Below are 17,260 nucleotides of genomic sequence, written 5' to 3' on the forward strand. Positions count from 1 at the left end.
AAGTTGTATTGCTTTTTTGACTTATCTGTAAATTTGGATCGTTTACTGCTTCAAATTCACATCCAGCTGATTGAATGGAATCTCAATGCCATTTTCATCAAAAGCCAGCTTGATTTTCTCAATCAGCTCCCAGCGGGTCGACCAGTAGTCTTCCGCAGAAACCCAGCAGCAGATTTTCAGATTCACCGCGCTGTCTGCCAGGTCGTCTACTACAACCATGTTATTCTGATCCTGCAGGACGGCGGGCTGCGCGGCCAGCAGATTCAGGCAGACTTCTTTGGCCAGCTTCAGATTCGCCGTGTAGCTGACGCCCACAGTAATGTCGATACGGCGCTTGTCCTCAGCGGTCACGTTGATCAGACTGCTGTTAGACAGGGTGCCGTTGGGGATCACGACCTTTTTATTGTCAATCGTGAACAGGGTCGTGTAGAACATCTCAATCTTGGTCACCTTGCCCTCCAGGTTCCCGGAGGTGTAGATGATATAATCGCCCACCTTAAATGGCTTGATCAGCAGAATCAGCACGCCGCCTGCAAAGTTGGACAGACTGCCCTGAAAAGCCAGACCGATGGTCAGACCTGCAGAGCCCACCAGCGCCATGACAGAGGTGGTATCCACGCCGATGCCGTCGGCCAGAAACATGATCAGCAGGAAATACAGGAGCAGTTTAATCAGGGAATCCATAAACTGTATCACGCCCACGTCGGCTCCTGTCCGCTCCATGGAACGGCGGACGATTTTGCGGACTACTTTTATGAGCCTGCTGCCCACGATAAACAGGATAATCGTCAGCAGAAGCCGGAGACCAAAGCTTATGGCCACCGGAAGGTACTTATCAATGTACTCCTGGGTCCGGCTGATCTGCTGGGTTACATTTTCTATATTCTCGTTAATCTGAGCCGCCAGCTCCGGAGAGTCGGCGACGGTCGCTAACCATCTCATGCCTTCTTAGCACGTCCCTTCTTTGCTGTCGGTTTTTCTGCTGTCTTTTTTCCTGCCTCCTTCTTTCCCGCCGGCTTTTTCCCCTTCACCGGCAGCCTCTCCTCGGTGCAGGTGAACACCGCCACTCCCATGGGCGGAACTGTGATCTCAATGGAATCCTCGAAGCCGTCGCACTCGGATTTTTTCGACGTCTTCACCCGCTTATTGCGTACGTCGGTACCGCCGAACTTTTCACTGTCACTGTTGAAGATTTCCTTATATTTTCCCTCAAACGGTACGCCAATCTTATGCTTCTCATAAACCAACGGAGAGAAGTTGCATACGACTAACAGTGTCTCTTTCTCGGCTTTTCGAAGGAATACCAGCATATTTTCATCAGCGGAGATATTGTTAATCCACTGAAAGCCCTCGGGGGTGCAGTCGCCCGCATAGAGCGCCGGATGCTCCTTCACGAAGCTGTTCAGCGCCTTCACGAAGCCTCGCATATCGCTGTGATCCTGATACTGCAGAAGATCCCAGTCCAGGCTTTCCTTCTCGTTCCACTCGTCGAAGGTGGCAAACTCCTGTCCCATAAAGAGCAGTTTTTTGCCCGGATGCACGGCCATGAAACCGTAAGCTGCCCGCAGGTTATTAAGCTGGGAATCCCGGTCGCCCGGCATCTTGCCCACCATGGGGGACTTGCCATGAACCACCTCGTCGTGGGAGAGACTTAAGATAAAGTTCTCACTCCACGCATAGATAAAGCTGAAGGTCAGCTCGCCGTGATGGTAGCCACGGAATACCGGATCATAGTGCATATAACCCAGGAAATCATTCATCCAGCCCATATTCCATTTGAAATCAAAGCCGAGACCACCCTGGTCAAGATCGCCAGTCACCTTGGGCCACGCCGTGGACTCCTCGGCAATCAGAAGCGCGCCGTCTTTGCGTTTTTTATAGATAGAATTCAGGTGCTTCAAAAATTCAATGGCCTCCAGATTCTCCTTACCGCCATAGATATTCGGAATCCACTCGCCCTCATTTTTACCATAATCCAGGTACAGCATGGAAGCCACCGCATCCATACGGATGCCGTCGGCATGATACTTCTCGGTCCAGAACAGCGCGTTGGCAATCAGGAAGTTCTTAACCTGGGGACGGCCATAGTTGTAGAGCAATGTTCCCCAGTGGGGATGGGTTCCCTGCCGCGGATCAAAATGTTCGTAGAGGCAGGTACCGTCGAAGCCCGCCAGGCCAAAGACGTCTTTCGGGAAATGGGCCGGAACCCAGTCCAGAATCACGCCAATCCCCTGCTCATGCAGGTAATTCATGAAATACATAAAGTCCTCCGGCGTACCGTAGCGTGCCGTGGGGGCGTAATAGCCCGTCACCTGATAGCCCCAGGACTCATCCAACGGATGCTCCATAATCGGCATCAGCTCCACATGGGTATACCCCATCTCTTTCACATAGGAAGCCAGCATGGGAGCCAGCTCCCGGTATGTATAAAACTCCCGCGCGTCTTCCCCGTCCGGCTCCGGCTTTCGCCAGCTGCCCAGATGCACCTCGTAAATCAGCATGGGTTCTTTCTTATAATCTGTCGCCTTTCTCTGCTCCAGCCATTTCTCATCGGTCCAGGTAAAGCCGCCAAGCTCGGTAATAATGGAAGCCGTGTTGGGACGAAGCTCCGCCGCGTTGGCGTAGGGGTCGGCTTTCAGCATCGGCAGCCCCTGCTTCGTCTTGATTTCATATTTATAGCAGGCTCCTGCTTTCAGGCCCGGAATAAACAGTTCATGAATCCCTGCTTCTTTTATCTTGATCATGGGATTGCGGCGGCCATCCCACAGGTTAAAATCACCCACCACGCTGACGCGTTCCGCATTCGGTGCCCAAACTGCGAAATAGGTTCCCTCCACGCCGTCGATGGACATGGGATGCGCGCCCATTTTCTCGTAAATCGTATAATGAATTCCATTGGAAAAGTTTTCCAAATCCTGTTTTGTAAATACCTGCGGTGAGAATCGATAAATATCCTCCATCTCCTGCACCGTATTGTTATCATAGGTAACCCGGAAATGATACGCCGGAATCTTTCTGCCCGGAACCAGCGCCGCGAAGAAGCCTTCCTCGTCCGTTTTTTCCATCTCCACTGCCTTGCCTGTATCTTTTAAGATTACTTCCATCTGAACTGCTGTGGGCAGAAAAGCCTGTATCAAAGTTCCCCCCTTGACTTTATGAGGTCCCAGGATCTCCTGCGGCTCGTCCTCCTCTGAATACACCAGGGCCTCAATCCGCGGCCAGTTCATAAGCTCGTACAACTTCTTGTCCATAACCTTCTCCTCCTTATGCGATAAAACCTGTAACTGTTCAGTACCTGACCAGTTACAATGCAAAATCCATGAGAATCGGCTTCGCCGATGGGATTTTGCACTCCTGAATCACTTTCTTACGCCCTCAGCAGCAAGTGCTTCGGGCTGTACTGAACTTTTTTTAAATCAGGCCGTATCTTTGCAGCGCATGATAAATACCGTCTTCCCACATGCCTTCTGTTCGATATTTCGCCGTTTCCAGTACCTGCGTTTCCGCATTGCCCATGGCTGTACCATACTCCACGTACTGGAGCATCTCCATATCGTTGGGTCCATCGCCGAACGCATAGGTGTTCTTTAACGGAATCTCCAGCTCCTCCAGAAGAATCCGGATACCGTCGGCCTTGGAGATATTCTTTGGCATCATTTCCGTATAGGGTCCGTCCTCATAGCGGGCCAGTTCAAAAGCCCGTGAAAGCTCCGGAATCATTCGTTCAAAGGCCTCCATGTCTTTGATAGCCACAGTAATCTTGCAGGTCCGGTCCGTCATCAGATCCATCTCCTTCAGACGCTCCGGATAATCGTCTCTCAGCCGCAGTAAAATCCGAAAATAATCGAAGGCGTCGCCGTCCATCCGGCAGCTTAAATATTCCGGTCCCTCCAGTACTGCTGTGCACCCGTTTTTTTCCATTCTCGGTACAGTCTGCATCAACAGCTCGTTGGACAGTAACTCATTGCGCAGCACCTTATCCCCGAATTCCACCCGGGTTCCCGCACCGCTTATGACGCCGTCATGGGGCAGACAGAGTATCTCCGGAAACAGCGAGGATACGGGTCTACCCGTACACAGGATTATGATATGTCCGTTCTCCTTCAGGCGCTTCAGTCCCTCCACCGCGCTGTCCGGAATTCCCTTATCAAATTCATAAAGGGTTCCGTCTATATCAAAAAATACGATCTTTTTATCACTCATAGCTTCAGAAAATCCTCCTCAGAAATAATCGGGATGCCAAGCTCCTTTGCCTTCTTATTCTTGGATGAGGAAGAAGTCGTGTCGTTATTGATCAGATAATCCGTCTTGCCGGTGACGCTTCCGGTCACCTTGCCGCCCCGCTTCTCGATCTGATCCTTCAGCTCATTCCGGTTGGCAAAATGTGTCAGACTTCCGGTTACCACAAAGACCTTACCCTTCAAATCCTGCTCCCCGGATACCTCCTCCTTTACAAGGGTCAGCCGGGAAAGCAGGTGCTCGAAATGCTCCCGTTTTTCCACGTCCCGGAAGTACTCTACGAAGCTTCCGGCAATGACTGCGCCGATGCCGTCAATAGCCGCCAGTGCTTCCTCGTCCGCCGCCAGCACCTGCTCCACCTCGTCCTCAAACTGTCTGCATATAAGTTTTGCGCCGGACAGTCCGATATTCGGGATGCCCAGACTGTAAATAACTCTGGCAAGGGTGGTCGTTCTGGCCCGCTCAATGCCAGTCATCAGATTCTCGTAGGACTTTTCCCCGAAACCCTCCATCTCCACAATCTCCGCTTTATGGGAGCTCAGCTTAAAGATGTCCGCGAACTCGTGAATAAAGCCCCGACCGATAAATTTCTCCAATGAGGCCTCGGACAGTCCCTCGATATTCAGGGCGTCACGGCTCACAAATAAGGTAAAGGACTTGATTTTCTTCGCCTGGCATTCCGGGTTCGTGCAATAGAGGGATTCCACGTCGTTCGTTTTCCGAATCTCCGTGACACCGCCGCACACCGGACAGACCTCCGGGATATTCCGGACGCCGCTCCGGGTCTTATTTTCCGCAATCTGCGGGATGATCATATTGGCTTTGTATACTTCTATCGTATCACCCACGCCCAGCTCCAGTCCCCGCATAATGCTGATGTTGTGGACACTGGCCCGGCTCACGGTAGTACCCTCCAGCTCCACCGGCTCAAAGATGGCCACCGGGTTGATGAGGCCGGTTCTGGACGGGCTCCACTCGATTTCTTTCAGTGTGGTCTCCCGGATTTCGTCAGCCCATTTGAAGGCCATGGAATTACGGGGGAACTTGGCGGTTCTGCCTAAGGATTCGCCATAGGCAATGTCGTCGTAGAGAGCCACCAGGCCGTCAGACGGATATTCGTTCTTCTCGATGTGCTCCGCAAACCAATCCATGTTTTCCGACAGGGTCGCACCAGTTACCACCTTATATTCTACCACATCGAAGCCCTGTTCCTTCAGCCACAGGAACTGCTTCTCCCTGGAATTCTCAAAATCCATGCCCTCGGCCCGCACCAGCGCAAAGGCAAAGAAGTGGACGTTCCGCTTCGCAGTGATCTCATTATTCAACTGACGCACGGAGCCGCTGCACAGGTTCCGGGGATTCTTATACTTGGCGTCCGCCTCGGGAATCTCCTCGTTGATGCGTTCAAACTCGTGATAGCCGATGACCGCCTCGCCGCGGAGCACCAGCTCACCCTGAAACGGAATCCGTAAGGGCACATTTTTGAAGACCCTCGCATTGTTGGTGATGACCTCTCCCACCTCGCCGTTTCCACGGGTGACAGCCTTGAAAAGCCCGCCGTTCCGATAGGTCAGCACGATGGTCAGACCGTCCAGCTTCCAGGAAAGCAGGGTGCGGTGTTCGCCGATCCAGGCTGCAAGCGCGTCCCGATCCTTAGTCTTATCCAGGGACAGCATCGGGCTCTCATGCCGCTCTTTGGGAAGCTCGCTTAACACCTCGTAGCCCACATGGGCCGTGGGACTTCCGGCCAGCACCGTGCCGGTCTCTTTCTCCAGCGCCGCCAGCTCATCATAGAGCGCATCGTACTCATAATTACTCAGGATCTCCCGGGCTTCCTGGTAATAGGCCCGGCTCGCAGCGTTCAGTTTTTCCGTCAGTTCCTTCTGACGCTTCTTTTTTTCTATATTATTGTTCATGTTCTGTCTTCCTAATTTTTAGAGTCCTTCAGAAGCTCCTGGAGCTCCGCCATTTCCCGCTCACTAACCTTCCGCCAGGTGCCGGGCTTCATGCCCTTCAGCTCGATATTCAGCACGCGGATACGCTTCAGATGCTCCACATGATAGCCAAGAGTCTCACACATGCGCCGAATCTGACGATTCAGCCCTTGCGTCAGCACGATGCGGAAGCTGCATTTTCCAAGTTTTTCTACTTCACACGGACGGGTCATGGCATCCAGGAGCACCTCACCCTTTTCCACCTTCCGAATCCGCACACCGGACGCCATCTTCTGTAAAAAGGCGTCAGTCACGGGCTTATTGACCCGCACCAGATATTCTTTCTCGTGATGATTCGTGGAGCGCATCATCCGGTTCACCAGGCTGCCATCGTTGGTCATGAGAATCAGCCCTTCCGAATCCTTGTCCAGACGTCCGATGGGGTAAATCCGGGTGGGATAGCCCACATAATCTACGATGTTACGCTTCTCCCGCTTGTCCGTGGTGCAGATGACGCCGGGGGGCTTGTACACCGCCAGCAGAATCTGCTCCTCTTTCTCCCCGCCCAGGATCGTATCGCCCACCTGGACCTTCTGGCCGGGCTGGACCCGCTGGCCCATCTTAGCCGGGACACCGTCTATCAGCACCTTGCCCGCTTCGATCAGTCTGTCCGCTTCGCGCCTTGAGCATACACCGGCTTCGCTTAAATATTTATTCAGACGAATTTCTTCCATAATTTTCCTCCTGTCCACATCCTTTTACGGACATGAAAATAGCAGTGGCAAATGGATTTTAAAATCCATTCACCACTGCCTATTATACTGGATATTTCCGCCAGAAGCAAGGAATAGATGCGATTAGCAAACTCCCTGTGCCAGCATAGCATCAGCACAGGTTTCCAGTGTTTATGCGGTTTCTACCCTCTATTGTATATTATAGGCATATTACCATCGAAGATTATCTCGGTTTTATCCGGTTTATCTCCGATTTACGCTCTCTTTAAATATTCAGATGAACAGAAGCCGGTCAGGTTGCCGTATGCCACATAATACCAACGTGTTCCGTTGTAACTCGTATAGTAGCCATAGCACTGAACATCTGAACCTTTAGGCATGAGAGTGATTGCTGTTTTTCCGGTTCCTGCTCCAACTCTCAGATAGAGATTGCCGGTCGTTTTGTACTTTCCGGCGATAGCTGCGTCCTTACTCTTTGCACTTTCTACCTTTTTTGAAGATGATGTGCTTGCTGCCGGTTTTGCCGGAGTGGATGTGCTGCTAGGTGTGGATCCGTCAACAGACACAACAACAACAGTGTGCCCCTTGGTTTTTGTCACAAGGATGTCTCCAGGTTTAAACTGAGTCGAAGCTGTGACAGCCACTTTTTTCTCAAACAGACCGGTTTTCTCCAATGCAGTCGGCTCGGTGGATGTATTAAAGTTTCCGGCATCCTTTCCGGTTGCCTCGTAGATACATCCTCTTACAAGGTTGCTGCAATCTGTCTCTGTCTTTTCTGCGATTGCTTTCATGCTGCCGTACTTTTTCAGCATGGTAATAATTGAACGATGTGCCTGACAGTAGCCGATATTGTTGTTCATGCAGGCATCCCACATTGCTTTAGCAACTTTCTTTGCGTGTTCGTTACTCAGAAAGCGGAACATATACCATCCTTTGGTATGAACATAATAATTCTGTGTGCTTACCTCTACGCCATCCTGATCTCCCGGCTTGCCTCCGGCATACTTTCCGTTCTCATCTCTTCTTGCACTTCCGATAATTACTTTCATTGTCTTTTCCTCCTTTTTCACTGCAAACTGGTTATAATATTCCTTGGCATAAGATCCCCTGGTTGCCTTTACCTTTTGTCCCTGATCTTTCGGCTTTTCATATCCGGTCAGGATAATATTGGATGCTTCCTGTGTGGATTTTGCGGCTTTGAGTTTTGTAAGAACCCCTTTGTACGATCCGGTCAATTCCTCCCACAGAAATTCCAACTGCATCTCTTCGTCTCCGATGGACTTATTTTTCTTCTTGGCAAAATTGAGAAGATTCTGTTTTCTGCTCCAATAGGTCCACTGTGCGTACCCATAGCCGTAGGAATCCCGGACAAAGTTCCCATAGCTGCCGTTGTCTACCGCAGCGGTATATGTTTCATCTGTATACCCGCTCTTTTTCTCACAACTGTTCTGCAGATTGCGAGGATTGAATCCGCTCTCGGCTCTTATGCTTGCCATGACACCACTTGCGGCGTAATGGCTTAATCCTTTAGCACAAAAGAAGTTCCATGCCCTCTCCTGTGCTGTCGTACACAAAGCCTACCGAACAGGTAAGTGTGAGGGGATTTTACCGAACTACCAAAACCGGTAAGCGTGTATGGGTTCGCCCTTTCACAAAATACAATGGAAATTCTGGAAATAACAAAACATACAAAGTATAGGAGGATCACTATGAGTAATTTGAAAGTTTATGCAAAAACCATCGAAGATGAGGCTTTGGAACAGATTAACACTCTTCTGTCTCAGGATGCCTTTAAGGACTGTAAGGTTCGTATCATGCCGGATGTTCACGCCGGAAAGGGATGCGTCATTGGCTTTACTGCGGATCTCGGAAACAAAGTAATTCCAAACATCGTTGGCGTGGATATTGGATGCGGTATGCTTTGCGTCAGTTTAGGGCATATGGATTTTAATGCTGTTACATTGAATACTTTAGATCGTGTTATCCGCACCTATGTTCCAAGTGGGAAAAATGTGCATGATGGGCGGAAAATGCGTTTTGAAGAATTGAAAGAACTTTATTGTTACCGGGAATTAAAAGATACCAAACGTCTCGAACGCTCTATTGGCACTCTCGGCGGCGGCAATCATTTCATTGAGGTTGATGTTGCAGAGGACGGTTATAAGTATCTGATTATCCATACTGGCAGCCGCAATCTTGGGAAACAGGTGGCAGACTACTATCAGAATCTTGCCTATGAGTTGATGTGCGGTAAGGATGATTTGTATGATCGTCAGGAAAAGCTCATTGCCGACTACAAAGCCGCTGGAAGAAAATCTGAGATTGAATCCGCAATCAAGGAGCTGCGCCGAAACTTCCGTGCTGTCACTCCGAAATTGCCGAAAGACCTCTGTTATTTAGAGGGTAAGTACCGTGAACAGTATCTCCATGATATGAGGATATGTCAGAAGTTTGCCTACATGAACCGTGTTATGATTGCTCAGATTATATGCAATCACATGGGATCTCTTCCTTGACCTGATTGTATAATTCCCTTGTGAGAACATAATAGTTGTAATGGCCTACAAAGGATTTTGCAGCAGCACTATGGAAGTCCGCTTTCGACACCTTAATTTCATAGCATCGGAACACTCCCTTCTGCTTACGCCAGACATTTGAGCTAACTGTTCCTGGGTAAGTTTCTTCTTTTCTCTAAGTTCTCTGATTCGATACGCCATTACTGCGCCTCCTTTCTTTGTCCGATGTTTGCTCGACTGAACAATTTGAGTATAGCCGACTAAACATTTATTGTCAAGCACATTTTACAAAAAAATTGACTTTTTGTACAGTGCATTGTATAATGGACTAAACATCGAAAGGAGGTTTTCGTATGACATTAGGGCAGATAATAAGGGCATATAGAGAAGAAAATAGCATGAGCATGGATAGTTTTGCGAAAGCTAGTGGTTTGAGTAAAGGTTACATATCTCAGCTTGAAAATAATCTCAATCCGAAAACAGGAGAACCGCCTGTTCCGTCTATGACCTCTATAAAGAAAGCGGCAAACGGAATGTTTATGAGTTTTGATGAGTTGTTTTCTCAGTTAGACGATAATATGAAAGTATCGGTTTCTCCCGAAAAAGTGAAAATGGCTAAGAAAGCAATCCGTATACCGGTTCTCGGTAATGTGGCTGCCGGAATACCCATTGAAGCTATTGAGGATATTATAGACTATGAAGAAATTTCTGAGGAATTGGCTCATACAGGAGATTTTTTTGCATTGAAAATCAAAGGGGATTCTATGGAACCACGCATATGTAATGGGGATGTAGTAATCGTCCGTAAACAGAATTATGCAGAAAGTGGAGATCTCGTCATTGTATTGGTAAATGGAGACAGTGCTACCTGCAAGAAATTGGCAAAATATCCGAGTGGTATCAGGCTAATCCCTTTCAATCAGGCATACGAACCACTCTTCTACTCAAATGAAGAGATTGAAAACAAACCAGTGAGAATCATTGGTAAAGTCGTTGAAAATCGACAGAAATACTAAAATAGAAAACCGCCTCTGCTACCAACAGAGACGGTATCTATAAACACACACCGGAAAGCCGATGTATGCTCGTCTGAACACCTTGCATTATATCATCTTCCCGGTAGAAAAACAATATACCGGGCATTTTTACGCCCATTTTTAGGAAAAAGGAGGATGATATTATGCGTCTGCCAAACGGTTACGGTAGTGTAATCAAACTAAAAGGCAAGAGGCGTAAGCCTTATGCCGTCCGAACTTCTGAAATTTCTGAATTTGTAGAAATTGATGCTCCGAAAGAACCGCCGTCAAACATTCTGAGAGATTTTGTCCGATACAATTTCAAATGGCAATGGAGAAAACAGGTTTGGTCTGCCATCTCATCGGAACCAGTGTTGTCATTCGCTGAGGATCTTATGCAGGAAGAGGGATATGAGTATTCCATCTCCTACCGTCAGACATTTAAGTACCTTGAATATTTTGCCAAACAGGAGCACGCCTACTCTTACTTATCTGAATTGAATAATGCGGATGTCGTTGCTGAGCACATCAGATATGCCGAGACTCCCACATTTGCAGAGATGTACGGGAAGTGGAAAAATTATAGGAAAGCTCTGCCGGACAAAATATCTTCAAACACATGGAGAAACTACGAAATTGCCTTTAATCATCTGTCCGATCTGCACCACAAGAAATTTAATGCTCTGCGGACTGATGAAGTCCAGGAATGTATCAACAAATGGACCTGTAAATCAAATTCCACCGTTTCTAATATCCGAACCGTTCTCAATAATCTGTACAAGTACGCCCTGATGAACAACTATATAGAAAAAGATCTGTCACAGTTTTTTGTTTACTCATGGGTAAACCCGGAAGAACAGATTCATAGCAGATACACGAATGAGGAGATTGCAACCTTGTGGAGCAAACTGTATGTGGTAAACAATGTTGACCTCATCCTCATTACAATCTATACAGGTCTGCGTCCTACCGAACTGTTAGAGATAACCACGGATAATGTGCATCTGGACGAACAATATATGATTGGAGGAATGAAAACAGAAGCCGGAACAGACAGAGTTATTCCTATTGCAGACAAAATCCTGCCTCTCGTAAAGAACCGGTACGATGCCAACCGTAGATTTCTGGTAAACAACAAATATGGCAATCACTACACATACGGTTCCTATGTTAGTGCGAATTTCAATACAGTTATGAATAAGCTCAACATGAAACATCTTCCCCATGATGGCCGGCACACGTTCGCATCTCTCATGGATGATGCCGGAGCGAATGAGGTTTGCATCAAACTCATAATGGGTCACAGCATGAAAAACAATGTCACAAAGGGAGTGTACACACATAAAACCACACAACAGCTTATTGATGAAGTCAACAAAATTTAAGGGAGGTCATGCCTCCCTTTTACTGTATAAATATTCTAAAACAGTGCCAAAAACCAAGTATATTATGCGTATATTATGCAAAATCGTTTGTATCTTGCGTGTATATTATAAGTATATTGCCAGTATATTACTATCAAATTTTTACTCAAACTTACGAACACTCACTGTAAAAATACGCACAATAAAACCCCGGAAACATTGAATTTCCGGGGTTCGTTTTTATTGATTAGCACACACCCTGTGCTAACATAGCATTTACAACCTTCTCAAAGCCTGCGATATTTGCGCCTACCACATAGTTCTTTGCGTAGCCATAACGCTCTGCTGCGTCTGCTGCGTTGTGGAAGATATTTACCATGATGTTCTGAAGCTTTGCGTCAACCTCTTCGAAAGTCCAGCTCAGACGCTCGCTGTTCTGGGACATCTCCAGTGCGGATGTAGCCACGCCGCCTGCGTTGGACGCCTTGCCCGGTGCGAACAGAAGGCCGTGCTCCTGAATGTACTGGGTAGCCTCCAGAGTGGTCGGCATGTTCGCGCCCTCAGCCACTGCGATGCAGCCGTTCGCAGCCAGTGCCTTTGCATCGTCCAGCAGCAGCTCGTTCTGGGTCGCGCACGGCAGAGCCAGGTCTACCTTTACGCTCCATACGCCGCGTCCCTCATGGTACTCAGAGTTCGGACGATACTTCTTGTACTCGGTCAGACGGGCACGATTTACCTCTTTGATCTCTTTCAGGGCTGCCACGTCGATGCCTTCCGGATCGTATACCCAGCCGTTGGAATCGCTGCAGGTCAGAACCTTGACGCCCAGCTGAGTTGCCTTCTCAATAGCGTAGATAGCTACATTACCGGAGCCGGATACTGCAGCGGTCTTGCCTGCGATATCGATGCCGTTTGCCTTCAGCATCTCCTGTGTAAAGTAGAGGAGGCCGTAGCCGGTAGCTTCCGTTCTCGCAAGGGAACCGCCGTAGGAAAGTCCCTTTCCGGTCAGAACGCCCTCATAGAGACCGGTCAGTCTCTTGTACTGGCCATACATATATCCAATCTCTCTTGCGCCGGTTCCGATATCGCCTGCCGGAACGTCGGTGTCTTTGCCGATGTGTCTGTAAAGCTCTGTCATGAAGCTCTGGCAGAATGCCATAACCTCACGGTCAGATTTGCCCTTCGGATCGAAATCAGAACCACCCTTGCCGCCGCCGATGGGCAGTCCGGTCAGGGAGTTCTTGAAGATCTGTTCAAAGCCCAGGAACTTGATAATGCCCACATTTACGGACGGATGAAGACGAAGGCCTCCCTTATACGGTCCGATAGCGCTATTGAACTGTACACGGTAACCTACGTTCACCTGAACCTGTCCTTTATCGTCTACCCACGGAACACGGAACTTAATCTGACGCTCCGGCTCAACCAGACGCTCCAAAATTGCCTCTTTGCGGTACTGCTCCTCATGCGCTTCCACTACCGGACGCAGAGACTCCAGAACCTCTTTGACTGCCTGATGGAACTCCGGTTCGCCCGGGTTCTTTGTAACAACCTTCTCAATCACTTCATCAACATAAGACATTTTTCGTTTCCTCCTCGTGTGTTTCCCTTTTATTTTTAAGTACAAAAAAGGCGTCCAAAACAGAAACGCGAAATTCTTTTCTCACGCTTCTTTTTGACGCCTTTGTCGAGGTTTATTATGCCACCGCAGCACTCTTTTTGCAAGCGTTTTTTGTAAAAAATCCAAAAATTTTTTCATGACGTTCTTTTTTTGCTTAAAATTTTATCGTTTTAAACTGAGCCATCGCTACTCGTCCAAATAATTTTTCAGGCACTCGATATTCTTTTCCTCAAAATCCATCAGTTCTTCTGCCAGCTCACAATACTCCCGCTTCGCCTCCTGATTTTTCTTCACGGCCTTCATCAAATCGGTGATTCCCTTCGCGTTTCCTTCGATCATCAGCTCAGCCACATGTCCGGTGCTTGTATTCAGAAGTGTTCCGGCCTGCAGTGCCGTCCAGCTGGCCGCCTTTTCCACCGCCGAAGCGCCCTCCGGACGTTCACTTGCCTTTCGGATTTCTTCCGCCGCCTTATCCTCGAAAGCCAGAAAATGCACGGCCTGCCGGTTCAAATCCAGGGCCAGATCGTCGTCGTACACCTTACTGATGACTGTATTAATGGTCTCCACTCCTTTTCGACTGCTGCGGTACGCCTCGTTCAGCACCGCCAAATCCGCGTTCGTAAGCATAAAAAAATCTCCTTTCCATAAGCGAAAGTCCGCCTGGGCTTTCGCTCATAGAATGTGGAGATTTTTAAAAAATATACGTTTGTCTTGCGGCTTTGCCTACTCCAGGTACTCAGTCATGCAGTAGCACTCTTTGCCGTTGTAGCTGATCTTGCTCCAGCCGTTATCATAACTCTCGATCTGTGTAACGCTTTCTCCCTGATATGCAGTACCCAGATATTCCGCGTCGGTGCTTGCGTCCGCACGGAGACGTACGCTCTCCTTGAACCGGGTCGCACGGTTCTGGGCGGTCGCGCTGCCTGTATCCTCAGCCGGTGTCTCTTCCTGAGCCGGTTCTTCCTGAACCTCCTCCTGGTTTTCCTCGGCAGGCTGCTCTTCCGCATTCTCCTCCGGCGCCGCTTCTTCGGTATTCTCCTCAGCTGCTGTGGAATCCTGCGCAATCTTCAGATAACGTTCCTCCTGCTTCGCAAGATTCTCGTCTGCTGCCTTGGCTTCCTCGTACTTGGTCTTAACCTCCTCACGGAGCGCCATTACATCGTCCTCCTGAGCTGCCTTTTCCACATACGCGTTCAGCTCATCGCTGGCCTCGCCGTTGAAAACAACCAGATTACCCTCGTCGTTGGTGTAGACATACAGCGGGGAAAGTCCCGGCGCCGGGGTATCGATCTGTGCGAACTTCAGCTCGTAATATACAAATACCAGATAGGAACCATCCTCCAGGCCCTTCTTGGTGTAACAGGAGATATTCTGATAGCCTTCTACCAGATCCTTGGAACGAAGGATACGGTTCTGCTCCTCCTCGCTGATCTGATCCTCTACGGACGCCAGACCATCCACATCGCCTGCGGACATGTAATCATAATACTTCTGCACCAGGTCGTTGACCTCCGGGTACGCGTCCTGCTCCAGCTGATTTGCTTCTTCCAGAGCTGTTTTCTCCGCCGCCTCTGTATCCTGCACTGCGCTGGTCATCACGGATCCCCCCTCAGCAGCGTTTTCCGTCTTCTTACTGCTACTGCTGCTGATGACGCTGGCTCCTGCGGCAATCACGAGACAGGCTGCGATACAGCCTACGGCCACCTGACGCTTATGCTCGTTTACCCAGGCGCTGAAGTTCTCCTTGTCAAAAAGTTCTTTTATATTATCAAATTTCATAGTTGCCTCCAAGCAGTTTTCACTTTGTAACAATTTCGTAACAAATCGATTGTAACAAACTTGAGCCAAAAAGGCAACCGTAAATTGTGATAAATTTGTGAAAATTGTGTAACGCCTTTCAAAAATCAATCATTTCCAGGCGTCTTGTCTCTTCCGAATAGAGATAAACCGTATCCGACAGTACTTCCGTACTGCGCACCTGGGTCCGGTTCATTTCCTGCACCAGGGCGCACAGCTCCCGGCTGTCGCCCACTGCGGAAGCCGGAATCAGAATCACTTCGTGGACGCTGCTGGGAATCAGATAATAGCTTTCCTCCAGCCGCCGGAAGCATTCTCCCAGGGCTCCGTCGTAGAGCAGGCAGGCCGCCCCAAAGGATTTCCGGCTGTTGGTCAGCACATACATGGGGACGCCTGCGTATTCCGGCTCCTGCTTTCCTTCCGACAGCTCGTAAATCATATCCTCCATGCTGACCAGTCTCTTTGGCAGCAGTTTTTCCGTATTCTCCTTCGCCGCCTCATAGAGCCAGGATGTATTTTTGCCCCAGAGCTCCAGATGGCTGTTACGAATCAACACTGTGGCATGTCCCACCGGAGTATCCGTCAGCAGGCTGTAGAATACCACTGCCAAATCAAGAAAGGGCAGATGGGGAATCTCCTGTAAAAGCTCCCGGTTTTTCTCATAATTGATGAGTCGATAGGCCACCGTGGGCCGCACCCGTTCCGGTTCCCGGAAGAAATCCACGTCAAAATGCTCCTCAAAGTCCGAATCTTCACAGCATTCCAGAATCTGATCACAGATCCCCCGAAGGGATCTGCCGTCCAGATACTCCCTGTAATAGGAATCCAGATAAATCATGGGCGCTACCCGTTTCCCCTCTTTGCGTACTGAGAGTCCGTCCATGATGATTCCATTGTTTTTCTCCAGTGGAATCAGCTGCAGTCTGGTTCCGCCGGGCAAAGATTCACGAAGGAAGCCTGTCACGGAACCCACAAATTCCTGATAGTTCATAATAATTTCCTTTCTTAACTGCGTTTCGTATGCTTCTCTTTCGTGTTTTTATCTTTTTTCGTTCCCGGGGAAGGATGCAGCGATTCGCTGCCGATTTTGAAGATGCCCTCATTATACTGGAAGCTTTTTCCTTTTGCAAGAGTTTTATGAAAATTTAACTTTTGGAACTTTTTTTATTTTTTACTTGCGTCAGCGAAAGATTTGTTGTAATATAGATTGGTAGCTGATATGCATCTGTAGCTCAGTGGATAGAGCACTGGCCTCCGACGCCAGGTGCCGCTAGTTCGAATCTAGTCAGATGCACTTCATTATACGTTTTCCGCGCCGCTGTCCTTCGGGATGGCGGCGCGGTTTTTTGCTCTATAGGAAATACCCTATCGAATAGAATCCCAGACATAAAGAGGAGTCCCGCTTTCCGCGAAACTCCTCTTTTTATATGAACTGACTTTATTACAATCTGATAACTTAGACTCTGGACAGATACTCGCCTGTACGGGTATCGATCTTGATCTTGTCGCCCTGCTCTACGAACAGCGGTACGTATACAACTGCGCCTGTCTCTACAGTAGCCGGCTTGGTTGCGCCTGTAGCCGTGTCGCCCTTGAAGCCCGGCTCGGTCTCGGTGATCTCCAGCTCTACGAAGAGAGGCGGCTCAACCGCAAATACGTTGCCATTGTAGGAACATACCTTAACCATCTCGTTCTCTTTTACAAACTTCAGGGAATCTCCGATATCATCCTTGTTCAGAGCGATCTGATCGTAGTTCTCTGTGTTCATGAAGTTGTACAGATCTCCGTCGTTATACAGATACTGCATCTCTACACGGTCGATTCTTGCTGCCGGGAACTTCTCGGTCGGACGGAAGGTCTTCTCAACCACGCCGCCGTTGATGATGTTCTTCAGCTTTGTTCTTACGAAAGCCGCGCCCTTACCCGGCTTTACATGCTGGAACTCCATGATCTGATATACGTTGCCTTCAATCTCAAGTGTAACGCCGTTTCTAAAATCTCCTGCTGAAATCATATTAAAATTTCCTCCTAATGTCTTA

General features: G+C 48.8%; 14 protein-coding genes, 1 tRNA gene and 1 pseudogene. 4 read left to right on the plus strand and 12 right to left on the minus strand.

Annotation, left to right across the window (positions count from 1 at the left end; all coding sequences use genetic code 11):
* Positions 1-42: 42 nt before the first annotated feature.
* The 6 genes and pseudogenes from ACESZP_RS13545 to ACESZP_RS13570 form a co-directional block, all read right to left on the minus strand.
* Entirely contained in the window at positions 43-942 is a 900-nt protein-coding gene (locus ACESZP_RS13545) for a mechanosensitive ion channel family protein (protein WP_499709286.1), read from the minus strand.
* A 2-nt stretch (positions 943-944) separates the two neighbouring features.
* A pseudogene (glgB, locus tag ACESZP_RS13550) lies at positions 945-3,251 on the minus strand (1,4-alpha-glucan branching protein GlgB); the annotation flags it as partial.
* A gap of 160 nt (positions 3,252-3,411) precedes the next feature.
* Positions 3,412-4,203, minus strand: a complete 792-nt coding sequence (locus tag ACESZP_RS13555; protein ID WP_178038633.1) for a Cof-type HAD-IIB family hydrolase — start codon at positions 4,201-4,203, stop codon at positions 3,412-3,414.
* Positions 4,200-6,155 (minus strand): NAD-dependent DNA ligase LigA, encoded by a 1,956-nt coding sequence (gene ligA / locus ACESZP_RS13560; protein WP_499709288.1) that lies wholly within the window; start codon positions 6,153-6,155, stop codon positions 4,200-4,202. Before ligA ends, ACESZP_RS13555 begins: the two co-directional genes overlap by 4 nt.
* Before the next feature lie 11 nt (positions 6,156-6,166).
* Complete coding sequence (locus ACESZP_RS13565; protein WP_499709289.1) at positions 6,167-6,907, minus strand: pseudouridine synthase; 741 nt, start codon at positions 6,905-6,907, stop codon at positions 6,167-6,169.
* Between the two features lie 254 nt (positions 6,908-7,161).
* Positions 7,162-8,481, minus strand: coding sequence for a phage tail tip lysozyme (locus tag ACESZP_RS13570; RefSeq protein ID WP_499709291.1), 1,320 nt, complete (start codon positions 8,479-8,481; stop codon positions 7,162-7,164).
* Between the two features lie 135 nt (positions 8,482-8,616).
* Between ACESZP_RS13570 and ACESZP_RS13575 the strand changes: the two genes are divergently transcribed.
* On the plus strand, positions 8,617-9,423 hold the full coding sequence (locus ACESZP_RS13575) for an RtcB family protein (protein WP_499709292.1): 807 nt from the start codon (positions 8,617-8,619) through the stop codon (positions 9,421-9,423).
* Between the two features lie 45 nt (positions 9,424-9,468).
* On the opposite strand, the gene ACESZP_RS13580 is transcribed toward ACESZP_RS13575, so the two are convergent.
* On the minus strand, positions 9,469-9,624 hold the full coding sequence (locus tag ACESZP_RS13580; protein ID WP_499709293.1) for a helix-turn-helix transcriptional regulator: 156 nt from the start codon (positions 9,622-9,624) through the stop codon (positions 9,469-9,471).
* A gap of 152 nt (positions 9,625-9,776) precedes the next feature.
* Here ACESZP_RS13580 and ACESZP_RS13585 point away from each other — a divergent pair, with 152 nt between their 5' ends.
* Both ACESZP_RS13585 and ACESZP_RS13590 read left to right on the plus strand, forming a co-directional pair.
* Positions 9,777-10,439 carry a LexA family protein gene (locus tag ACESZP_RS13585; protein ID WP_499709294.1) on the plus strand — a complete coding sequence of 221 codons (663 nt, stop codon included), beginning with the start codon at positions 9,777-9,779 and terminating at the stop codon, positions 10,437-10,439.
* A gap of 164 nt (positions 10,440-10,603) precedes the next feature.
* Positions 10,604-11,824 (plus strand): tyrosine-type recombinase/integrase, encoded by a 1,221-nt coding sequence (locus ACESZP_RS13590; RefSeq protein WP_499709295.1) that lies wholly within the window; start codon positions 10,604-10,606, stop codon positions 11,822-11,824.
* Positions 11,825-12,050: 226 nt separating this feature from the next.
* On the opposite strand, the gene gdhA is transcribed toward ACESZP_RS13590, so the two are convergent.
* The 4 genes from gdhA to ACESZP_RS13610 all read right to left on the minus strand — a co-directional run bounded on the left by gdhA (position 12,051) and on the right by ACESZP_RS13610 (position 16,212).
* The gene (gene gdhA / locus ACESZP_RS13595) at positions 12,051-13,385 is read right to left on the minus strand and encodes an NADP-specific glutamate dehydrogenase (protein ID WP_349164270.1); all 1,335 of its coding nucleotides are present in this window, start codon (positions 13,383-13,385) and stop codon (positions 12,051-12,053) included.
* Between the two features lie 225 nt (positions 13,386-13,610).
* Positions 13,611-14,051, minus strand: a complete 441-nt coding sequence (locus ACESZP_RS13600) for a hypothetical protein (protein WP_178038629.1) — start codon at positions 14,049-14,051, stop codon at positions 13,611-13,613.
* A gap of 96 nt (positions 14,052-14,147) precedes the next feature.
* Positions 14,148-15,203 carry an SH3 domain-containing protein gene (locus ACESZP_RS13605; RefSeq protein WP_499709296.1) on the minus strand — a complete coding sequence of 352 codons (1,056 nt, stop codon included), beginning with the start codon at positions 15,201-15,203 and terminating at the stop codon, positions 14,148-14,150.
* A 118-nt stretch (positions 15,204-15,321) separates the two neighbouring features.
* The gene (locus tag ACESZP_RS13610) at positions 15,322-16,212 is read right to left on the minus strand and encodes a DUF5688 family protein (RefSeq protein ID WP_499709297.1); all 891 of its coding nucleotides are present in this window, start codon (positions 16,210-16,212) and stop codon (positions 15,322-15,324) included.
* Between the two features lie 230 nt (positions 16,213-16,442).
* Between ACESZP_RS13610 and ACESZP_RS13615 the strand changes: the two genes are divergently transcribed.
* A tRNA-Arg gene (locus tag ACESZP_RS13615) sits at positions 16,443-16,515 on the plus strand.
* 162 nt (positions 16,516-16,677) lie between these two features.
* Here the strand turns inward: ACESZP_RS13615 and efp are convergent.
* Positions 16,678-17,235 carry an elongation factor P gene (gene efp / locus ACESZP_RS13620; protein ID WP_178038626.1) on the minus strand — a complete coding sequence of 186 codons (558 nt, stop codon included), beginning with the start codon at positions 17,233-17,235 and terminating at the stop codon, positions 16,678-16,680.
* Between the last annotated feature and the right edge of the window lie 25 nt (positions 17,236-17,260).

This window comes from Candidatus Dorea massiliensis AP6 (genome assembly GCF_964245105.1).
GTDB classification, from domain to species: domain Bacteria; phylum Bacillota; class Clostridia; order Lachnospirales; family Lachnospiraceae; genus Laedolimicola; species Laedolimicola intestinihominis.